This is a genomic window from Streptomyces sp. 8N114, assembly GCF_052245835.1.
Classification (GTDB): Bacteria; Actinomycetota; Actinomycetes; order Streptomycetales; family Streptomycetaceae; genus Streptomyces.
This window is the reverse complement of sequence record NZ_JBQQBT010000001.1, coordinates 924629-945422: the sequence shown is the minus strand read 5'-3', so window position 1 is coordinate 945422 and position 20794 is coordinate 924629. Positions and strand designations below refer to the sequence as shown.

The window sequence follows — 20794 nt, the reverse complement described above, 5'->3', positions numbered from 1 at the left end:
GTGCGCCGACCCGCGTCCGTTTCAACCGTCACGTCCGCCCCTTCTGTTGCCCCGCCGTTTCGCCTTCGGTCCTGCTCCCACGGTCGGTCCCGGCTCCGTCCCCCTCAGGCTTCGCGCCCCGGCTCCGCCCCCTTCCCGCGCCGCCCCGCCGTCACAAGGGGATGGCCTTGCCTCCGCTCCACGCCGTATGCGGGGCGAAGCCGCGGTGGCCGCACTCGCCGAAGACCGTGACCGGGCCATCGGCGGAGATCGCCAGCAGCCTCCACAGGGCTGCCGTGCCGGTGCCCGGCGCCACCGGGAGGGCGGACTCCTGGTCGGCCGCCGCGAGGCGCCATCCGCCGCTGCCGCCTCCGCTCCCGTCCCGGTCCCCGGCGCGGCCTGCCCCGCCGCGTTGTGCCCCCGCGCCGCCGTTCGCCGGGCCGGCATCGGGCGGCGGAACGGGGATCACATCCCGGAGCACGCACGGCCAGCCCTCCAGCCATGGGTCGCTCCGGAGCGCCAGGGCATAGGCGTCCAGAGCCTGCGGGATGCCCCCTCCCGGCGGCTGGAAGCCGGGCAGCGGCGTCCCGTGCCGCTCTCCGAGGGCGGCCCGCAGCGGACCGGCTCCCGGGTAGTAGGCCAGCTCCGCGTCCAGCGCCGCGCCCACCGGCAGCGCCAGATCCGGAGCGCGCCCGCCCGCGCCGTAGGACAGCAGCAGCGCGTGCCGTCCGGTGGCGTGCCCGTACAGCCAGACGCGGCGTACCGTCAGGCGCCCCTCGTCCGTGTCCCGCTGGGCCAGTACCAGCCACTGGTCGCGTATCAACGCCTGCTCGTCGGCCAGCAGTTCGGCCGCCTCCACCGTCAGGCCCACCCGCGACCTGACGGTTTCGGCGAGCGGAGCCGGCAGCTCGTCGGCCCGCATCCAGCCACGGGCCAGCAGGTGGAGCAGCGCGCACTCGGCCAGCAGCCGTTCCGGCCAGCCCTCTCCGGAGCCGGGGATCGCCCCCAGTTCACGTATCCGGGTGGCCAGACCGGGAGCCTGGGCGTCGACCATGCGAGCTGCCATCTCCTCCCACGGCGCATACCCCGTCCGCTCCGCGCCTGCGAGGCCGCCGCGCAGCAGATCAGCCAGCCGCTGCTCCAACTCCTCGGCGCCCGCGGTGATGCGCGCGGCACGCTGCTCGGCTCGCCGACGCGCGGCCTCGGCCCGCGAGCGGGCGTCCCCGTCGTCCCCCGCCGCTTCCCCAGCGGTCACCCCCTCCCCGGCGGCCTGCGCCGCACCGGATGCACTGTTCGTCCCGCCTGTGGCCTTGCCGCCGTTGGCCGCCGTCTTCTTCTCCGCGCGCTGTCTGCGGCCGCTCAGCCAGCCGTTCGCCCACTCCGGAGCTTCGCCCCCCTCCTTGACGGCCGACTCGTCGCCCGCCCAGAGCAGCAGCAGTCCGACCGCGTGCTTGCACGGGAACTTCCTGCTGGGGCACGAGCACTTGTACCCGGGACTCTGGCCCCCGTTCAGGTCCACCACCGTCTGATACGGCTTGCTTCCGCTGCCCTTGCACAGCCCCCAGACCGCCCCGCCGCCCGACCCGGCCTCCGTCCACGGGCCGGGCGCCGACAGCTTGCTCCCCGCGCGACGTGACGCATCGTCAGGCGCCAGCGCCATTACTTGCTCCGCCGTCCAGCGGACCGCCTGTCCACCCATGCCGAAAACGGTAGGCGGCGCCACTGACAACCGGGCTCCGACTGCCCGACGCCGCAGGTCAGAGCGATTGTCAGTGGCGGGGTGCAGAGTGGTTGTCGGATCGGCCGAGGCGCTGCGGCGCGGGGGTTCCTTCCTTGGCCATCCCCTTGTCTTTTTCCGTACGAGAGCCCTGCGTTGAGGGGGAGTTGTGACCGAGAGCCATGTCGCAGACCCGGCCGCCGAGTCCGCAGCAGAGCCGGCGCCAGGCCCGGCCGCCGCGGCCGCTCCTGCCACCGCGCTGCGCCCGCATGCCGAGGACGCCTTCGCCGACGAACTGACGGCCCTCGCCGAGGCGGACGACCGCCCGCGGCCCGCTCGCTGGCGGCTGTCCCCGTGGGCGGTGGCGACATATCTGCTCGGCGGTGAGCTGCCGGGTGGCCAGGTGATCACGCCCAAGTACGTGGGTCCGCGCCGCATCGTGGAGGTCGCGATCAGCACGCTGGCCACGGACCGGGCGCTGCTGCTGCTCGGCGTGCCCGGCACGGCCAAGACCTGGGTGTCGGAGCATCTGGCCGCGGCTGTCAGCGGGGACTCGACGCTGCTGGTCCAGGGCACGGCCGGCACGGCGGAGGAGGCGATCCGCTACGGGTGGAACTACGCACAGCTGCTCGCCCAGGGCCCGAGCCGCGAGGCCCTGGTGCCGAGCCCGGTGATGCGCGCGATGGCCGAGGGGATGACGGCCCGGGTCGAGGAGCTGACCCGTATCCCCGCCGATGTGCAGGACACGCTGATCACCGTGCTGTCGGAGAAGACCCTGCCGATCCCCGAACTGGGCGAGGAAGTGCAGGCGGTCAGCGGCTTCAACCTGATCGCGACGGCCAACGACCGGGACCGGGGGGTCAACGAGCTGTCCAGCGCGCTGCGCCGCCGCTTCAACACCGTGGTGCTGCCGCTGCCCGAGACGGCGGAGGCAGAGGTGGAGATCGTGGCACGCCGGGTCGGGCAGCTCGGCCGCTCCCTCGATCTGCCGCCCGCGCCCGAGGGGTTCGACGAGATCCGCAGGGTCGTCACCGTCTTCCGCGAGCTGCGCGATGGCGTCACCGACGACGGCCGCACCAAGCTCAAGTCGCCTTCCGGCACGCTCTCGACGGCCGAGGCCATCTCGGTCGTCACCGGCGGCCTCGCGCTGGCGGCGCACTTCGGGGACGGTGTGCTGCGCGCGGGCGATGTGGCCGCGGGAATCCTCGGTGCCGTCGTCCGCGACCCGTCCTCGGACCAGGTGGTGTGGCAGGAGTACCTCGAGGCGGTCGTGCGCGAGCGCGAGGGCTGGAAGGACTTCTACCGCGCCTGCCGAGAGGTGTCCGCATGACGGCAGTTCACGAGGGCTCGGGGGACTCCGGCGCCCGAGAGGGCGCGGCAGGACCGTTGCTGCTTGGGGTGCGGCATCACGGTCCCGGCTCGGCCCGCGCGGTCGGTGCCGTGCTGGAGGCGTACGAGCCGCGTGTCGTCCTGATCGAGGGCCCGCCCGAGGGTGACGCGGTGGCCGAGCTGGCCGGGGACGAGGGCATGGTCCCGCCGGTGGCGCTGCTGGCGCACGCCGTCAACGAGCCGGGCAAGGCCGCGTTCTGGCCGCTGGCGGAGTTCTCGCCGGAGTGGGTGGCGATCCGCTGGGCGGTACGGCGTGGCGTCCCGGTCCGCTTCATCGACCTGCCCGCAGCGCACACGCTCGCGATGAGCGACGGGGAGGACAAGCCGGGGGGAGAGGGGGGAAAGACCGTCCCCGGCGGCACCGACGGGGGTGGTGCTGCCGGGGACACCGAAGCCGACGCCGACACCGGCAATGGCGCCAACACCGGCACCGACACCGGCACCACGTCGGCGCCGGAGCGCGGGGACGGCGTACGGCTGGACCCGCTGGCGGCGCTCGCGGAGGCCGCCGGCTACGACGATCCGGAGCGCTGGTGGGAGGACGCGGTCGAACACCGGGGCGGCGGGCGCGGCACCCAGGCCGCCGACCCCTACGAGCCGTTCGCCGCGCTCGGCGAGGCCATGGCCGAGCTGCGCGCTGTGCACGGGGAGGGCGGCCATGAGCGGGACCTCGTCCGGGAGGCCCATATGCGGCTGCGGCTGCGCGAGGCCCGCAAGGAGTTCGGGGACGCGGCGACGGCCGTGATCTGCGGTGCCTGGCACGTGCCCGCGCTCACCGAGGCCACCACGGTCACCGCCGACCGGCAGGCGCTCAAAGGGCTGCCCAAGGTGAAGGCCGAGATCACCTGGGTGCCCTGGACGCACCGGCGCCTTGCGCGCCAGTCCGGATACGGCGCCGGCATCGCCTCCCCCGGGTGGTACGGCCACCTCTTCTCCGCCCCGGACCGGCCCGTGGAGCGGTGGATGACCAAGGTGGCGGGCCTGCTGCGGGAACAGGACCACTCGGTCTCGTCCGCACATCTCATCGAGGCCGTGCGGCTGGCCGAGACGCTGGCCGCGATGCGCGGCCGCCCGCTGGCCGGGCTGACCGAGACCACCGACGCCGTACGGGCCGTGCTGTGCGAGGGCTCGGACGTGCCGTTGGAGCTGATCCGGGACCAACTCGTGGTCGGCGATGTGCTGGGCGAGGTGCCCGAGGGGGCTCCGGCCGTCCCCCTCCAGCGCGACCTGGCACGTCAGCAGCGTGCCGTGCGGCTGAAGCCGGCCGCTGCCGAACGCGAGCTGGATCTGGACCTGCGCAAGGAGACCGACGCGGAACGCAGCCGCCTGCTGCACCGGCTGCGGCTGCTCGGCATCGGCTGGGGCGAGCCCGCCCGCTCCCGGAGCGGCAGCACCGGCACCTTCCGCGAGAGCTGGCGGCTGCGCTGGGAGCCTGAGCTGTCCGTACGGGTGGCCGAGGCCGGTATCTGGGGCACGACCGTGTACGAGGCGGCCACCGCCAAAGCGCGGTCCCAGGCGACGGAGGAGGGCGGCAGCACGCTCGCCGACGTCACGGCGCTGGCCGAGCTGTGTCTGCTGTCCCAGCTGCCGGACGCGCTGCCTGTCGTGATGCGGGTGCTGGCCGACCGGGCGGCACTGGAGTCGGATGTCGGGCACCTGGCGCAGGCGCTCCCCGCGCTGGTGCGCACGCTGCGCTACGGCGATGTGCGGGGCACCGACGCGGGCGCGCTGGAAAGGGTCGCCGGAGGTATGGCCGAGCGGGTCTGCGTCGGCCTCCCGCCCGCCTGCGCGGGGCTCGACGATGAGGGCGCCCGCGACATGCGCAGCCACCTGGACGCCGCGCACCAGGCGGTGAACCTGCTCGCCCGCGAGGGGGCGGACGCCACCGGCACCGAGCCGTCCCCGGATACGGAGGGCCGGACCGGCGGGGGGCTGCTGGGCAGATGGCGGGGGGTGTTGCGCACGCTCGCCGGGCGGGAGCGGATACCCGGTCTGCTGCGTGGCCGCTGCGCCCGACTGCTGCTGGACGACGGCCAGTTGGCGGACGAGGAGGCGGAGCGGCTGATGAGCCTGGCGCTGTCCCCGGGTACGCCGCCCGCGGAGGCCGCGGCGTGGGTCGAGGGCTTTCTCTCGGGCGGCGGAATGCTGCTGGTCCACGACGAACGGCTGCTCGCGCTCGTCGACCGCTGGCTGACGGGCGTCCCCGGCGACGCGTTCACGGATGTGCTGCCGCTGCTGCGGCGGACGTTCGCGGAGTACGAGGCGGGAGTGCGCCGCACCCTCGGTGAGCTGATACGGCGCGGCCCGGTGGGCGACGGTGGCCGGCGGGCGGACGGGGCCGCGGAGGGGCTGCCCGGGTTCGGGGCCGGACTGGATGCGGCGCGGGCCGATGCCGTGCTGGAGACGGTGCGGCTGCTGCTGGGCGGTGCCCACGAGGGAGACAGCAGCGCAGCGAGAGACGAGAGCGGCGAGAGGGAGGAGGTACGCATATGACGGTCCAGGCGGAAGATACGGCGGCCACCGGCGCCGAGGCCACCGGCGCCGAGGAGGCCGAGCGGTTGCGGCGCTGGCGGCTGGTGCTGGGCGGCGGCGCGGCGGACGGCACCGGCTGCGTGCTGGGCGCCACCGACAGCGGCATGGACCGCACCCTGGAAGCGGTCTACGGCGGAGGCGGCGGGCCGGGCGGCAGTGGCCCAGGCAGCGGACCGGGCGGTGGCGGCAGCGGCGGCGGCGCCTCGGGCGGGCTCGGCGCCTCGGCCCCGCATGTGTCGCGCTGGCTGGGGGACATCCGTACCTACTTCCCCAGCTCCGTGGTGCAGGTCATGCAGCGCGACGCCATCGACCGGCTCGGGCTCTCAGCGCTGCTGCTGGAGCCGGAGATGCTGGAGGCCGTCGAGCCGGACGTGCACCTGGTCGGCACGCTGCTGTCGCTCAACAAGGCGATGCCGGAGACCAGCAGGGAGACCGCACGGGCTGTGGTGCGCAAGGTCGTCGCGGAGCTGGAGAAGCGGCTCGCCTCCCGGACCCGTTCGACCCTCACCGGCGCGCTCGACCGCTCGGCGAAGGTCAACCGGCCTCGGCACCGCGACATCGACTGGGACCGCACCATCCGCGCCAACCTCAAGAACTATCTGCCCGAGCACGGCACGATCGTTCCCGAGCGGCTGATCGGCTACGGGCGGGCGGCGCAGGCCGTCAAGAAGGACGTCATCCTCTGTATCGACCAGTCCGGCTCGATGGCGTCCTCCGTCGTCTACGCCTCCGTCTTCGGCGCGGTGCTGGCGTCGATGCGGACGCTGAACACCCGGCTCGTCGTCTTCGACACCAGCGTGGTGGACCTGACGGACGACCTGGACGACCCCGTCGACGTGCTCTTCGGTACGCAGCTGGGCGGGGGCACCGACATCAACCGTGCGCTCGCCTACTGCCAGTCCCGGATCAGCCGCCCGGCCGAGACGGTCGTCGTACTGATCAGCGACCTGTACGAGGGCGGGATACGGCAGGAGATGCTGAAGCGGGTCGCCGCCATGAAGGCCGCCGGTGTTCAGTTCGTCACCCTCCTCGCCCTGTCCGACGAGGGCGCGCCCTCCTACGACCGCGACCACGCAGCCGCCCTCGGGGCGCTGGGTGCTCCCGCGTTCGCCTGCACTCCCGACCACTTCCCGGAGGTGATGGCGGCGGCGATCGAAAAGCGCCCCCTGCCGATTCCGGACTGAGCCGTGCCCGGCAAGCGCAGGATGTGGCCCGCCCGGGACGTGCCCCGAAGGGGCGCGGGGAGGCCACGATGTGCCCGCAGTCTGCGGACGCCGAGCAGTGGCAGCCCCTCCCCAGCACAAGGGAGGGCGCCGGGGCCCCGGGACCCGCACATGCTTGCCGTTCGCGCTGTGACCGTTGTCACCGCCTATGTGTGAGGTGCGATTTAGGCAGCGCACGCACGCAGGGCTAACCTGCAAGGCGGACATGCCGCGCGACCCGTGGACGCCGCGGCCCTGCGGCACGCCCACGCTGACAACGACCGCGAGACCACTGATTAAGGGGACGGACGCGCGTGGACCTGTTCGAGTACCAGGCGAGGGACATCTTCGCCAAGCATGACGTACCGGTGCTGGCCGGTGAAGTCATCGAGACGCCCGAGGCGGCGCGCGAGGTGACCGAGCGGCTCGGCGGCCGGGCGGTCGTCAAGGCGCAGGTCAAGACCGGCGGCCGCGGCAAGGCCGGTGGCGTCAAGCTGGCCTCCGACCCGGCGGACGCGGTGGAGAAGGCCGGCCAGATCCTGGGCATGGACATCAAGGGCCACACGGTCCACAAGGTGATGCTCGCCCAGACCGCGGACATCCAGGAGGAGTACTACGTCTCCTTCCTCCTCGACCGCACCAACCGCACCTTCCTGGCCATGGCCTCCGTCGAGGGCGGCGTGGAGATCGAGGAGGTCGCGGCCACCAAGCCCGAGGCGCTGGCCAAGATCCCGGTGGACGCCATCGAGGGTGTGACCGAGGCGAAGGCCCGCGAGATCGCCGAGGCCGCGAAGTTCCCGGCCGAGCTGGTCGACCAGATCAGCAATGTGCTGGTCAAGCTGTGGGATGTGTTCGTCAAGGAGGACGCCCTCCTCGTCGAGGTCAACCCGCTGGTCAAGACCGCCGACGGCAAGGTCATCGCGCTGGACGGCAAGGTGTCGCTGGACGCCAACGCCGACTTCCGGCAGCCCGAGCACGAGGCGCTGGAGGACAAGGCGGCGGCCAACCCGCTGGAGGCCGCGGCCAAGGCCAAGAACCTCAACTACGTGAAGCTGGACGGCCAGGTCGGCATCATCGGCAACGGCGCGGGCCTGGTCATGTCCACCCTCGACGTCGTCGCGTACGCAGGCGAGGCGCACAACAACGTCAAGCCCGCCAACTTCCTCGACATCGGCGGCGGCGCCTCCGCCGAGGTGATGGCCAACGGCCTGGAGATCATCCTCGGTGACCCCGACGTCAAGTCGGTCTTCGTGAACGTCTTCGGCGGCATCACCGCCTGCGACGCGGTCGCCAACGGCATCGTGCAGGCGCTGGAGCTGCTCAAGTCCAAGGGCGAGGACGTCAACAAGCCGCTGGTCGTCCGCCTCGACGGCAACAACGCCGAGCTGGGCCGCAAGATCCTGACCGACGCAGCGCACCCGCTCGTGCAGCAGGTGGACACCATGGACGGCGCGGCCGACAAGGCCGCCGAGCTGGCCGCCAAGTAAGCCCGGACGAGACCGAACGAGGACACCGACACACCATGGCTATCTTCCTCACCAAGGAGAGCAAGGTCATCGTCCAGGGGATGACCGGCTCGGAGGGCCAGAAGCACACCAAGCGGATGCTGGCCTCCGGCACCAACATCGTCGGCGGTGTGAACCCCCGCAAGGCGGGCACGACCGTTGACTTCGACGGCACCGAGGTGCCCGTCTTCGGCGGCGTCAAGGAGGCCATGGAGGCCACCGGCGCCGACGTCACCGTGATCTTCGTCCCGCCGAAGTTCACCAAGGACGCCGTCATCGAGGCGATCGACGCGGGCATCGGCCTCGCCGTCGTGATCACCGAGGGCATCGCCGTCCACGACACCGCCTACTTCTGGGACTACGCCACCCAGAAGGGCAACAACACACGGATCGTCGGCCCGAACTGCCCGGGTCTGATCACCCCCGGCCAGTCCAACGCCGGCATCATCCCGGCCGACATCACCAAGCCCGGCCGCATCGGCCTGGTCTCCAAGTCGGGCACGCTGACGTACCAGATGATGTACGAGCTGCGGGACATCGGCTTCTCGACGTGCGTCGGCATCGGCGGTGACCCGGTCATCGGCACCACCCACATCGACGCCCTCAAGGCGTTCGAGGCCGACCCGGACACCGACCTGATCGTCATGATCGGTGAGATCGGCGGTGACGCGGAGGAGCGCGCGGCCGACTTCATCAAGGAGAACGTGACCAAGCCGGTCGTCGGTTACGTCGCGGGCTTCACCGCCCCGGAGGGCAAGACCATGGGCCACGCGGGCGCCATCGTCTCCGGCTCCTCCGGCACCGCGCAGGCGAAGCAGGAGGCCCTCGAGGCCGCGGGCGTGAAGGTCGGCAAGACCCCGTCCGAGACCGCGCGGCTCGCGCGGGAGCGCCTCAGCGCCTGATTGCGCAACTGATCGGTCGGCTGGGCGCTCGACCGACTGCTCGACGGGCCCGCACCTTCGGAAGGTGCGGGCCCGTCAGCTGTTCGGCTCCGGCACGGCGGCGCTCCCGGCTCCGTCGGCGTCCTGCTGCCGGGCCTCATGCGGGTGCACGCGCTCGTTGGTGGAGCGGAGCTGCGGGAGGTAGGCGTGACCGGCCCCGCCGGCCGGCCCCTGATGAGCGCGTCCGGCCTTGTGCACATCACTCGTACGAGTGATGCCCGTGCCCGCCCCCGCTTCCGCCCCCAGGCCCGTGCCCGCGCCCGCGCCCGGTCCGGCCGGGAGCGTCACCGGCGCGAACGTCCGTGGCGGTGTACGGACGACGGGCTTCTCCGCCGGGCCGCTACCGGTCTCCGTCGTCAGCAGGGTGAACGCCGTCGCCGCCGTCACCGCCGCCGTCAGACCGATCGAGGCGCGGGTCCACAGCCGCGTCGTACGGAGACTGTCGTGCCGTACCAGCCGGGGCGGCAGAGGGCGTACCGGCTGCGCGGCGGCCAGCTCGCGCAGCGTGCGCGCCAGAACGGCGCCGCGCTGCCGCCGCGGCGTCTGTGCCAGCAGCGGCCAGTCCCCTTCGAGCGCCGCCCGGCCGTGCGTGACCCGTCCGGCCGCCGCCTCCGTGCTGCACTCGACCTCGGCAGCCGTCTCGGGCAGCGTCAGTCCGAGCCCGTAGTGCAGCAGCAGCGCGGCACGGTAGCTGCGCGGCAGCCCCAGAAACGCAGCCAGCACCGCCCGGTCCGCCGGGGGTCCCGGATACGCCCGGGGCGTGCGGCGCCCCGGATGGAACCGGTGCCAGGGGGAGAGGGCGTAGTCGTACGTCTTCGCCCGCACCGTGCGCGTCGGATCGCCCGCTGCCAGCACCTTCGGCCAGTGCTGCCACGCCTGGTGGAACGCCCAGCGCACGGCCCGTTCGGCTACCCGGCGATGCCCGCACAGCAGGAACGCCTGCCGGGTCAGCGCCCGTGCCTGCCACAGATACAGCTCGTCGAACGCCCCAACCGGATCGTCCGGCAACTCCTGGGGCTGCCTGGCCGACCGTACGAACTCCGCCACCGGGCCGGGCACCGTCGTCACCACCTCGACCCGCGGCTCCGGCTCGACCCGTGGCTCCGGCTCGCTCCGCGGCGCCGGCGCCGACACCCGCGGCGGCGAGACCGCATCCGGTCGCGGCTCACTCCGCGGAGTCGAGACGACATCCGGTCGCGGCTCGCTCCGCGGCGTCGGTGGGAGGGGCGTCCGGCTGTCACCGCCCCACTCGTCCGACACCTCGGGCTCGGTCTCTCTCGGTGCCAGGGGTGCTTCTCGCGCCAGGGGAGCTGGGGGTGCGGTGGGTGTTGCCTCCTGTGCGTCCGGTGGGGCCTGTGTGTCCGGTGGCCCGTGTTCGTTCGGTGCCTTTTGTGGGTCCGTAGAGGCTTGGGTGTCTGCTGCTACCTGTGTGTCTGATGCCGATGGCGCGTTCGGTGCTGCCTCTTCGTCCGGTGCTGCCTGTTCGTCCGGTGCCATCTGCGCAGTCGGTGCCGTCTGCGTGTCCGGTTCCGCTGGTGCGGGTGGTGCTGCTGGTGTGTCCGGTGCCTCTGACGCCTCGGAGTCCGCTGGAACCGCTTGGCCCGGTTGTACCTCTGGTGACTTCGGTGCCTCTGACGCCTCCGGTGCCTCTCTCGGCCCCAGCTCCCCGGTCGCCCCAGCTTTCCCGGTCGGCCCGGGCTCTTCGAGGGTGCCCTGCTCCACCCGCTCCACCGGCTCCGTCGGTTCCGCCAGGGCTGGCGTGGCCGCCTCGTGAGACGACTGCTTCGCCGCGGTGGCGGCCTGCTTCTTCGGCGGGTGAGAGGGCGGTGAATCGGTGTGGTCCTTCGCCCGGTTCGCGGCGGAGCGTTTCCCCTGCTTCCTTTGCTTCCCCTGCGCCCCCGATGCCCCCTTCTTTCCCTGCGTCCCTTGTCTCCCCTGCCTCCCGTGCGGTGACGGCTTTCCCTTCTTCCCCCGCGCTCCCTTCTTCGCGCTCTTCTTCCCTGTCGCGCTCTCTGCCGGTGCCTTCGCCGCAGGGGCGGCGGCAGCAGCGGAGGCCGCCTCGGTGGGGGGAGCGTCAGGTGCTCCTGGGGAGCGGCGCTTCGCCGTATTCGCGGCCGCATCGGCAGAGGCGGAAGAAGGATGCATAACCCATAGCTTGTGCGACACAGCGACAAAATGCCTGCTACTAGGGCAAAACGGGTGTTCTTGGCAGCATGGCGCTGTGAGCCAAGTGACGCACCGCGGTCCCTCGTTGTCCTCGGGCCGTGGCCACCCCCGCCCCCTGCCCCTCACCAGCGGCTGGTTGCTGGGCGGCGCCGTGGCCGCCGGGCTCGGGCTCGGCGCGTTCGCCGTCGTCGTCCTGCTGCTATGGACCGTCTCGCCGTTCCCCGACAGCGGGGCCGACGGAGCCCTGCGTACGGCGGCCGACCTGTGGTTGCTGGCGCACGGGGCGCATCTCGTACGGCACGAAACGCTGTCCGGCCTGCCCGTACCCGTGGGGGTGACGCCGTTGCTGCTGACGGCGGTACCCGCGTGGCTGCTGTGGCGTGCCACGCGTGAGGGGCTGGACGCACGGCTATCGGCCGGTGACGGCGGCGACGAGTACGGGGCGCTCGCCGTCGCGGGCTGGGTCTCGGGGGGCTATCTCCTCGTCACCGCCGCCGCGGTCGCCTACGTGTCCGGCAGTCCGATCGAGGCGGAACCCGTCAGCACCGTCTGCCGGCTGCCCCTGTTCGTCGTCGTGGTGACCGGCCTGTGCACGGCCTACTTCGCGCAGGGCCCCTCTGTCGCGACGGCCTGGCAGGCGCTCTCCCGCCGGCTGCCGGAAGCCCTCCGGGTGCGGATGCAGCGACTCCTGCGGCACATCACCGGGGAGCGTGCGGTGGTCGCCGTACAGGCCGGTTGCGCGGCCACAGTGGTGGTGTGCGCCGGAGGCGCGGCGCTGCTCGGGGGCGCCCTCGTCTGGAACGTACAGTCCGTTTTCGGTGCCTTTTCGCAGCTCACCGACGACCTCTCCGGACAGTTCGCAGTGCTGTTGCTCACAGTCGCGCTGCTGCCCAACGGGGTGCTGTGGGCGACGTCGTACGGCCTGGGGCCCGGCTTCACGCTGGGTGCCGACAGTGTCGCCGGCCCGATCGCGACGACAGGGCCGCCCGAGTTGCCACCGTTCCCGCTGTTGTCCGCCGTTCCGGAAGAGGGGACAGGCAGCTTTGTGGAGTGGTGTCTGGCGGGCGCCGTCCCGCTGCTGGGCGGTCTGATGTGCGGCTGGTGGGTCGGCCGCTCCCATGTGGCGGTCGGCACCGCGCCGCGAAGGGCTCCCCGTGAGACCACCGGCTGGCGGGCCGTCGTCGTGGCCGTGCCCCTTGCCGCGGTCCTGTCCGGCACCGTCCTGGCGCTGCTGGCGGCATGCGCGAGCGGCCCGCTCGGCAACCGAGCCCTCGCGCATCTGGGCCCTTACTGGTGGCAGACAGGTGGTGCGGCGTGCGGCTGGGTGATCGTCGTCGGCCTGCCGACCGGGCTGTGGGTGCGGTGGTGGACGCGGTACAGCGCGCGCCGGGCGGCAGCCGCCGCGCAACAGGCGGCTGAGACGGCGGCGCTTGCTGCCCGGGGACACGGTCCGGACGCCGCCTGGCACACGGACGAGGCCCGCCGCGAGCGCTGGTCCGCGATGAAGGCCGCCTCCGGGGGGCTGATGCCCGACTTCGAACCCGGCGACCCGAGAGAGCACGCGCACTGCGAGTACTTCGAACGATCCGAGCCGGACTTGCGGGACCCCGCACCCGCACCCGGACCCCGACCCGTACGTGGACCGGAAGCCGCCCCCGCCCCGGACTCCGGACCTGCCCCTGGTTCCGAACCTGCCCCCGGCTCCGGACCTGCCCCTGAATCTGGACCCGTTCCCGGAGCGGGATCTGTTCCCGGGGCCGGACCTATCCCCGGGGCCGGACCTTTTCCCGGGGCCGACCCCGTCCCCGGGCCCCTCCCCGGATCCGGCCCCGCCCCCGGATCCGTACCCGATTCCGAGCCGGAGCCCGACCCCTCCGGTGCCAGCACCTAGCTGTGCAACAGCGAGAAGCGAGCGGAGGTCAGCGGTCCTCCAGGAACGGCCGCAGTTCCTCGGGCAGGTGCCGCTTGCACTCGTCGCGGGAGGACTGGGTGAGCGCGTCGTTCTGGCAGGCGAAGAAGTCGCTGTACACGAATTGGAAGGCGAACGTCGCGGCCACGATCGCCAGCGTCAGGCTCGCGGTGACCAGGCCGCTTACCGCCGCTGTCCGCTTGGCCTTGTCCGCCTGCGCCGGGGTCACGGCGATGGGGATCGGCGGCCGACCACCCGCGCCGCCACCGGCACCGCCCGCACCGGCACCCGCCTCGTCCGGCTCCGTGCTGCGGGACGTACCCGCCACGTCCTCTGCGGTCGCGCCCACTCCACGGCGTCCGCGTTTGCCGCCTTTGCCCGGCTTCTCCCTCGCGGACTTGGGCAACTTGCCGCGCAGCGCGCTGATGCCCCAGTACATCGAGAGCGCCCCCAGCAGCAGGGCGACCTGCGGCACGCTCAACAGGGCGAAGAAAAGGCCCCAGATACCGGCGTGGAGCGAGTAGCGGGCGTGCCGTTGGAGAGGGTCGGTGGGGTCCCAACGCATGCCACGGGTGCCACCGGGACCGGCCGGACCGCCCATTCCACCCGGACCGCCGGGGCCACCCGGACCACCGGGCCGCTGGCCTCCGCCACCTGGACCGCCACCTCCGTTGCCGCCGCCGGCGTCTCCCGGTCCGCCACCGAATCCGCCGCCCTGCCGCCCCGGTTGCCGGCTGCTCCACTGGCTGCCCCAGGCCGACGGCTGCTGCTCTCCGTCCGAGGAACCGGAATCAGCGCCTTCCCCCTCGCCCGACCCGTTGCCGCTCCCGCTCCCGCTTCCCGAACCGTCGCCGTCCCCGTCGGCTCCGCCCCGGGCTCCTGGGCCGGAGGATCCGGACGGACCGGACGATCCCGATGCCCCGGGCATCCGCGGCTCCCACGGCTGGTCCGGCTGCCCCTCCGGCGGTGGCGCGAAGGGGTTGTCCTCGCGGGAGGTGCTGTCGGATGCGGCCGCACGGCGGCGTCGGTCGGTCATCTGGTGTGTGTCTTCCTCGTCGCTTCCGCGTCGCTTCCACGGCCCTACGGCCCCCGAGCCCCCGCGGGAACCCAAGGAGACCGTGTCCCTGACGCTACCTTCCGCATGCGCCCCCGTCCCGTGGGGGCCGTTCCGAGTGCCGGTATCGTTGCCGACGGTCGGACGCTTCGTAGAGTTCCCCGGAATCATCGGGTCCACGTACTTGTACGACCACACACTTCCGTCTCCCTGCGAGAGAGAGCCCCGTCGTGGACGCGCAGTCCTTCCGTCCCGTCGCCCCCGTGCGTCTCGTCGTCCTGGTGTCCGGTTCCGGTACGAACCTGCAGGCGCTGATCGACGCCGCGGCCGACCCCGCCGTCGACACCCCGTACGAGATCACCGCCGTCGGGGCCGACCGGAGCGGCATCGAGGGGCTGGCACGTGCCGAGCGGGCCGGGATCCCGACGTTCGTGTGCCGGGTCAAGGACTACGACAGCCGCGAGGAGTGGGATGCCGCGCTCGCCGAGGCCGCCGCGGCATATGCGCCGGATCTGGTGGTCTCCGCGGGTTTCATGAAGGTGGTCGGCAGTCGCTTCCTGGCGCGTTTCGGCGGGCGGTTCCTCAACACCCACCCCGCACTGCTCCCCAGTTTTCCCGGCGCCCACGGCGTACGTGACGCGCTCGCGTACGGCGCGAAGGTGACCGGGTGCACCGTCCACTTCGTCGACGACGGCGTCGACACCGGACCCGTCATCGCACAGCGCGCCGTCGAGGTCCTGGACGAGGACGACGAGTCCGCTCTGCATGAGCGGATCAAGGAAGTCGAGCGACTGCTGCTCGTCGAGGTCGTGGTGCGCATCGCCCGCCACGGCTACGCCCTCGAAGGGCCGAACATGAGAAGGGTACGACTGGGTCATGAGTGAGAGTGCTGCGCTGGGCGCCAAGCGGCCGATCCGCCGCGCGCTGGTCAGTGTGTTCGACAAGACAGGGCTCAAGGAACTGGCGCGGGGGCTGCACGCCGCCGGGGTGCAGCTCGTCTCGACCGGTTCGACGGCGAAGCGGATCGCGGACGCCGGGGTTCCGGTCACCCCCGTCGAAGAGCTGACCGGCTTCCCCGAGTGCCTGGACGGGCGGGTCAAGACGCTGCACCCGCGCGTGCACGCGGGCATCCTCGCCGACCAGCGACTGGAGGCGCACCGCGAACAACTGGGTGAGCTCGGCGTCGAGCCGTTCGAGCTGGTCGTCGTCAATCTCTACCCGTTCGCGGAGACCGTCGACTCCGGTGCCTCCGACGACGAGTGCGTGGAGCAGATCGACATCGGCGGCCCCTCGATGGTGCGTGCTGCCGCCAAGAACCACCCGTCCGTGGCGGTTGTCGTCAACCCGGACCGCTACGGCGAGGTTCTCAAGGCGGTCGAGGAGGGCGGTTTCGACCTGGCGGCGCGCAAGCGGCTGGCAGGCGAGGCGTTCCAGCACACGGCCTCGTACGACGTGGCAGTGGCCGGCTGGTTCGCCACGTACGCGGAGAACGCCGGCGGGGCCGGGGCTGCCGAGGCCGAGGCCGAGGCCAAGGAAGAGGCCGCCTCGTCCCAGTTCGCCTCCTTCCTCGGCGTCACCTACGAGCGCAAGAGCGTGCTGCGGTACGGCGAGAACCCGCACCAGCCCGCAGCCCTCTACACGGGAGGCTGCGGTGGTCTGGCCGAGGCCGAGCAGCTGCACGGCAAGGAGATGTCGTACAACAACTACGTCGACACCGATGCCGCGCGCCGTGCCGCCTACGACCACATCGAGCCGTGCGTCGCCGTGATCAAGCACACCAACCCCTGCGGTGTCGCGGTCGGCGCGGACGTCGCCGAGGCACACCGGAAGGCACACGCCTGTGACCCGCAGTCCGCGTACGGCGGCGTGATCGCCGTGAACCGGCCGGTGTCCCTGGCGATGGCCGAGCAGGTCGCGGAGATCTTCACCGAGGTCATCGTCGCTCCCGAGTACGAGGACGGGGCGCTGGAGGCCCTCTCCCGCAAGAAGAACATCCGCGTGCTGCGCTGCCCCGAGGCGCCGACCACGCCAGCCGAGTTCCGTCCCATCGACGGCGGCGGTCTCGCCCAGGTCAAGGACGCCTTCCAGGCGGCAGGCGACGATCCGGCGAACTGGACCCTGGCCGCCGGGGAGCCGCTCTCCGCCGACGAGCTGGCCGAACTGGCCTTCGCCTGGCGGGCCTGCCGCGCGGTGAAGTCCAACGCGATCCTGCTCGGCAAGGACCGTGCGACCGTGGGCGTCGGCATGGGCCAGGTCAACCGCGTCGACTCGGCCCGTCTCGCGGTCCAGCGCGCCGGTGCGGAGCGGGCGCGCGGGTCGTACGCGGCGTCCGACGCGTTCTTCCCCTTCCCCGACGGCCTGGAGGTACTGGCCGAGGCGGGCGTGCGCGCCGTCGTCCAGCCGGGCGGCTCGGTCCGCGACGAGCTGACCGTCGAGGCCGCCACCAAGGCGGGCGTGACGATGTACCTCACGGGGACACGGCACTTCTTCCACTGAGCGCTGCGCCACGCCGGTACGGCACAGGAACGGGCCCCTCACATGAACCGTGAGGGGCCCGTTTCCTGCTCTGTTCACGCCCGGGCTGTCGGTCAATGCTGCGGCCGGTTGAACCACTGACTGGCCGCGCTCGCCGAGCAGAAGACGATGGTCAGCGCGGTGATCGCCAGGTACAGGAGGTAGAAGAAGGCAGCCCCGGCGGCCGCGGCGCTGTCGGAGGTGTCGGCGGACAGGAAGGCGATGAAGCCGATGATGGGCACCAGGCTGTTCAGCGAGCCGGCGATGACGGCGGTGATGCGCGTATTGGAACGGCCCTTGCCGAACAGGCACGCAGGCACTATGTGCAGGGCTGCCATGCCTGCGTACAGCAGGAAGAGCAACAGCATGATGCCCAGCGCGGAACCCGCCCCGGGACCCAGCCCACCGGGCAGGGCCACAGCGCCGCCCGCCGAGAGGGCTAGCAATGTCAGGAATGCGGTGATCGTCCACAGCGCCCCGGCGAAGAACAGGAACACACGCGCGGTGATGACCTGGCCCGGCATCTTCACCACCGGCTGCATCGGCCCCGCCGGATAGGCCGGCATCCCGCCCGGGTAGCCGCCGTAGCCGGGCTGTCCTGCGCCCTGCTGCGGATAGCCGTAAGGGGCCCCGGGAGCGCCGTGCTGGGGTGTGGAGTAAGGGTTGTTCGGGTTCTGCCCGGGGGGCGGGGGGTAGCTCACGGGCTGTTTCCTCCGACGGTGTTGAGGAGCGGACGGGGGCCGAGTGACTCCGGAGAATCACGGCCTGCCCTCAGCAATGTCGCTTCCCCCGGTACGGCGCCGCACCGTCGGCCCTCCTGCACTGCCCGACGCCGTTCACCAATGGTGATGGTCCGACTGTCGGCCTGTCCAGCCAAGTTTCCCGGCTGTGGCGAACTCGCAATGCCAGGTCAGCGCCTCCTGCGCTCCCGTTCCGGCCCAGCTGTTGCGCACCCCCTCACACCAACTGGCCCTCCAGCACGGCGAGATGCTCCTCCTGCACGAGGTCGAACCGGAGCGCGAACCGCACCAGGGCTTCCCGCACCTTGTCCCGATCGTCCGGTGTGCGCAGCCGCAGCTTCACCCGCAAATAGTCGATGTTCCAGGCGACGGCAGCCGGAGTGGCGTCGGGCCATACGGGGTGGAGCCTCTCCGTCAGCTCCGCGACGCCCGGGACGGGGGCCGCCGCCGCGTCGCCGGTGCGCAGACTCGCCTCGCACAGCGCTGTCAGGACGAGGAAGTAGTGACAGGTGTGGTCGAGGGGGTAGGGCCGCGGGAACGGGTCGAAGCTCCAGTCCTCCGCCCCGCGCGCCCCGTCGGCGAGCGTTCCCTCGACGGCGGCCCCGTCCGCACCGGACCCGTCGACGAGTGCCCCACCGGCCGGCGAGCCGCTCGGCGCGAGGTAGTCATGGCGCGGCGCCAGTACGTCGAAGCCGCAGCCGGGTCTGGACTCACCGGCGCACAGGCGTACGCGTGCGAACTCGAAGGGGACCGGCGCGTCGGCCCGCCCGGGCGCGACCCTGATGTGCTCTCCCGCGCCCTCGGGATTCTCGACGATGTAGGTCTGGTCGCTGCTGAAGTTGGTCAGTATCCAGAAGGCACCGGTCGCCGTGATCTCCCCGGCCGCACATGCGACGGCGGGGTGGGAGATGGTCAGGCCGTTGCCTGCCGGTGCCGTGCGGCCGAAGCGCAGCGTGTGGCCCGGCTCCAGCCGGTACTGCTCCTCGGGTCCCCGGCACCCGTCCGGGACGATGATCACGCTGAACACGCCCGGCACGGTACTGACTCTCCGTCCCTGTGCACAACGGAGCGTAGGGGTAGCAGAGAGGCACATGAACCGACCTTTGCCGTCCCGTTGCCAAGGCGACGCCACGCGGGTGACACGGGCTCGCACAGCAGGCTGGGCGGATCGCACAGCAGCACCGTGCCGCACACCGCGCGGCAGCGCCCGGGGCAGTGCCGCGCGGCAGCGCCCCGCAGCAACGAGGGCCGGCTGGGCGGACCTGAACGGACCTGAGTGGAGAGCAAGGGCCCCGATCCGCGAGGATGGGCGTATGACCGCCCAGATTCTCGATGGCAAGGCCACCGCCGCCGCGATCAAGTCCGACCTCACCGCGCGAGTCGAGGCGCTCAAGGCGAAGGGCATCACGCCCGGCCTGGGCACACTGCTCGTCGGCGAGGACGTCGGCTCCCAGAAGTACGTCGCCGGCAAGCACCGCGACAGCCAGCAGATCGGTATCAACTCCATCCAGCGGGAGCTGCCCGCCACGGCGACGCAGGAGGAGATCGAGGCGGTCGTCCGCGAGCTGAACGAGGACCCGGCCTGCACCGGCTACATCGTCCAGCTGCCGCTCCCGAAGGGCATCGACGTCAACCGGGTGCTGGAGCTGATGGACCCGGCCAAGGACGCCGACGGGCTCCACCCGACCAACCTGGGCCGCCTGGTCCTCAACAAGCCCGCACCGCTGCCGTGCACCCCGCAGGGCATGGTCGTACTGCTGCGCCGCTACGGCGTCGAACTGAACGGCGCACATGTGGCGGTGGTCGGACGCGGCGTGACCGCGGGCCGTCCGCTGCCGCTGCTGCTGACCCGGCGCAGTGAGAACGCGACGGTCACGCAGTGCCACACCGGCACGCGTGATCTGCCGGGGGTGCTGCGGCAGGCGGACATCGTCGTCGCGGCTGCCGGGGTGCCGCACCTGATCAAGCCGGAGGACGTACGTCCGGGCGCCGCAGTGCTGGACGTGGGCGTCAGCCGGGACGAGACCGGCAAGATCGTGGGCGATGTGCACCCGGGCGTGGCGGAGGTCGCGGGCTGGATCTCGCCCAACCCGGGCGGCGTCGGGCCGATGACCCGGGCGCAGTTGCTGGTGAACGTGGTGGAGGCAGCCGAGGCGGCGGCCCACTGAGCGCGGTCAGGGGGACTGCCGTCATGGACGAGGGTGACCGGACCGTCCCGGACAGCGGCGCCGGCAACCGGAACGGTGCCAAGGGCGGTGACGGAGACGGAGGTGGCGACGTGAATGGGGACTCCGCGACGGCTGCGCAGGAAGCGGCCCAGGAGACACCCCCACCGCGCAAGGCGTCGCGGCGCTTCCCGGTTCTCACCCGGGACACCGCGCGGCCCGAGGGCGGCGGACGCGCCATAGGAGGGCACCGTCCGGCCCCGTACCGGCAGTGGCCGCTGCTGGCCGTGTGCGCCGGAGTGCTGCTGGGCCTGCTGGTGACGGTCGTCGAGTTCCGGGCCGGCACCATCATCGTGGGCCTGTCGCTGCTGGGCGGCGCCGTGCTGCGCTGGTGGAAGCCCTCGGTCGGCATGCTGGCGGTGCGCTCGCGCTTCACCGACATGATCACCTATGGCGTACTCGGCCTCGCCATCGTGCTGTTGGCCATGATGGCGCAGCCCAGGCCGTGGATCTCGGTGCCGCTCCTGGACACCATTGTGCACTTCACCGTGCGCTGACCTGCGCATTTGCATGCGCTGAGCTCCACTGTCGCGCCGTTGCGGCGCCGCTGACGTTCTACTGCTGCGCCGTTGCGACAGTGCTGCGAAAAGTGACGGCGGCCCGCCCTTCCCGGGGCGGGCCGGCCGTACCGGCACGCCCGGTACGGCCCGTACACCAGCAGCAGCACAGGCACCGACGCAGAACCACCCACCCGCCGCGTGGGGCTGCGCTCGTCGCTGCTCGGGGTGCCGGCGGCTGCCGTGTCCGCCGGGACATGCGCGCTGACGCTGCTGCTGTGGCCCACGGTCGCCCCCGCGCCGACGGGGCCCGATGTCGTCGGCTGCCATGGGGCGCGCTGCACGAGCGAGGAGCCGGTGCGGATGGGCTGCGTTGCGGGCTCGGGCGACGCGACGGGCCGCATGGCTGCGATGTGACGGGCGG

At 72.3% G+C, this 20794-nt stretch carries 16 protein-coding genes; 11 read left to right on the top strand and 5 right to left on the bottom strand.

What is annotated here, in order from left to right; translation table 11 throughout:
* Nucleotides 1–151: 151 nt before the first annotated feature.
* The gene (locus ACTWQF_RS04255; RefSeq protein ID WP_443277159.1) at nucleotides 152–1678 is read right to left on the bottom strand and encodes an SWIM zinc finger family protein; all 1527 of its coding nucleotides are present in this window, start codon (nucleotides 1676–1678) and stop codon (nucleotides 152–154) included.
* 187 nt (nucleotides 1679–1865) lie between these two features.
* Here ACTWQF_RS04255 and ACTWQF_RS04250 point away from each other — a divergent pair, with 187 nt between their 5' ends.
* From ACTWQF_RS04250 to sucD, 5 genes are all read left to right on the top strand, one after another.
* Nucleotides 1866–3026, top strand: coding sequence for an ATP-binding protein (locus ACTWQF_RS04250; protein ID WP_443277157.1), 1161 nt, complete (start codon nucleotides 1866–1868; stop codon nucleotides 3024–3026).
* On the top strand, nucleotides 3023–5578 hold the full coding sequence (locus ACTWQF_RS04245) for a DUF5682 family protein (RefSeq protein WP_443277155.1): 2556 nt from the start codon (nucleotides 3023–3025) through the stop codon (nucleotides 5576–5578). The genes ACTWQF_RS04250 and ACTWQF_RS04245 overlap by 4 nt, the downstream gene beginning before the upstream one ends.
* Nucleotides 5575–6801 (top strand): VWA domain-containing protein, encoded by a 1227-nt coding sequence (locus ACTWQF_RS04240; protein ID WP_443277153.1) that lies wholly within the window; start codon nucleotides 5575–5577, stop codon nucleotides 6799–6801. Before ACTWQF_RS04245 ends, ACTWQF_RS04240 begins: the two co-directional genes overlap by 4 nt.
* Nucleotides 6802–7133: 332 nt before the next feature.
* A complete protein-coding gene (gene sucC, locus ACTWQF_RS04235) occupies nucleotides 7134–8306 on the top strand; it encodes an ADP-forming succinate--CoA ligase subunit beta (RefSeq protein ID WP_443277151.1) in 1173 nt (390 codons plus the stop codon).
* A gap of 35 nt (nucleotides 8307–8341) precedes the next feature.
* The gene (gene sucD, locus ACTWQF_RS04230) at nucleotides 8342–9226 is read left to right on the top strand and encodes a succinate--CoA ligase subunit alpha (protein WP_443277149.1); all 885 of its coding nucleotides are present in this window, start codon (nucleotides 8342–8344) and stop codon (nucleotides 9224–9226) included.
* 75 nt (nucleotides 9227–9301) lie between these two features.
* On the opposite strand, the gene ACTWQF_RS04225 is transcribed toward sucD, so the two are convergent.
* Nucleotides 9302–10336 carry an RNA polymerase sigma factor gene (locus ACTWQF_RS04225; protein WP_443277147.1) on the bottom strand — a complete coding sequence of 345 codons (1035 nt, stop codon included), beginning with the start codon at nucleotides 10334–10336 and terminating at the stop codon, nucleotides 9302–9304.
* Nucleotides 10337–11486: 1150 nt separating this feature from the next.
* Here ACTWQF_RS04225 and ACTWQF_RS04220 point away from each other — a divergent pair.
* Nucleotides 11487–13322 carry a cell division protein PerM gene (locus tag ACTWQF_RS04220; protein ID WP_443277145.1) on the top strand — a complete coding sequence of 612 codons (1836 nt, stop codon included), beginning with the start codon at nucleotides 11487–11489 and terminating at the stop codon, nucleotides 13320–13322.
* A gap of 28 nt (nucleotides 13323–13350) precedes the next feature.
* Here the strand turns inward: ACTWQF_RS04220 and ACTWQF_RS04215 are convergent, their stop codons facing one another.
* Nucleotides 13351–13905: a hypothetical protein gene (locus tag ACTWQF_RS04215; protein ID WP_443277143.1), complete on the bottom strand. Its 555-nt coding sequence runs from the start codon at nucleotides 13903–13905 to the stop codon at nucleotides 13351–13353.
* A gap of 719 nt (nucleotides 13906–14624) precedes the next feature.
* Here ACTWQF_RS04215 and purN point away from each other — a divergent pair.
* Entirely contained in the window at nucleotides 14625–15278 is a 654-nt protein-coding gene (gene purN / locus ACTWQF_RS04210; RefSeq protein WP_443277141.1) for a phosphoribosylglycinamide formyltransferase, read from the top strand.
* Nucleotides 15271–16890, top strand: coding sequence for a bifunctional phosphoribosylaminoimidazolecarboxamide formyltransferase/IMP cyclohydrolase (gene purH, locus ACTWQF_RS04205; protein WP_443277139.1), 1620 nt, complete (start codon nucleotides 15271–15273; stop codon nucleotides 16888–16890). The genes purN and purH overlap by 8 nt, the downstream gene beginning before the upstream one ends.
* Before the next feature lie 92 nt (nucleotides 16891–16982).
* Here the strand turns inward: purH and ACTWQF_RS04200 are convergent, their stop codons facing one another.
* Together ACTWQF_RS04200 and ACTWQF_RS04195 are read right to left on the bottom strand one after the other, a co-directional pair.
* Complete coding sequence (locus ACTWQF_RS04200) at nucleotides 16983–17474, bottom strand: hypothetical protein (protein WP_443277137.1); 492 nt, start codon at nucleotides 17472–17474, stop codon at nucleotides 16983–16985.
* A gap of 391 nt (nucleotides 17475–17865) precedes the next feature.
* Nucleotides 17866–18675 carry a hypothetical protein gene (locus ACTWQF_RS04195; protein ID WP_443277136.1) on the bottom strand — a complete coding sequence of 270 codons (810 nt, stop codon included), beginning with the start codon at nucleotides 18673–18675 and terminating at the stop codon, nucleotides 17866–17868.
* Between the two features lie 286 nt (nucleotides 18676–18961).
* Between ACTWQF_RS04195 and ACTWQF_RS04190 the strand changes: the two genes are divergently transcribed.
* From ACTWQF_RS04190 to ACTWQF_RS04180, 3 genes are all read left to right on the top strand, one after another.
* Nucleotides 18962–19816, top strand: a complete 855-nt coding sequence (locus ACTWQF_RS04190) for a bifunctional methylenetetrahydrofolate dehydrogenase/methenyltetrahydrofolate cyclohydrolase (RefSeq protein ID WP_443277134.1) — start codon at nucleotides 18962–18964, stop codon at nucleotides 19814–19816.
* A 23-nt stretch (nucleotides 19817–19839) separates the two neighbouring features.
* Entirely contained in the window at nucleotides 19840–20370 is a 531-nt protein-coding gene (locus ACTWQF_RS04185) for a DUF3017 domain-containing protein (protein WP_443277133.1), read from the top strand.
* A 201-nt stretch (nucleotides 20371–20571) separates the two neighbouring features.
* Nucleotides 20572–20787, top strand: a complete 216-nt coding sequence (locus tag ACTWQF_RS04180) for a hypothetical protein (protein WP_443277131.1) — start codon at nucleotides 20572–20574, stop codon at nucleotides 20785–20787.
* Nucleotides 20788–20794: the final 7 nt, after the last annotated feature.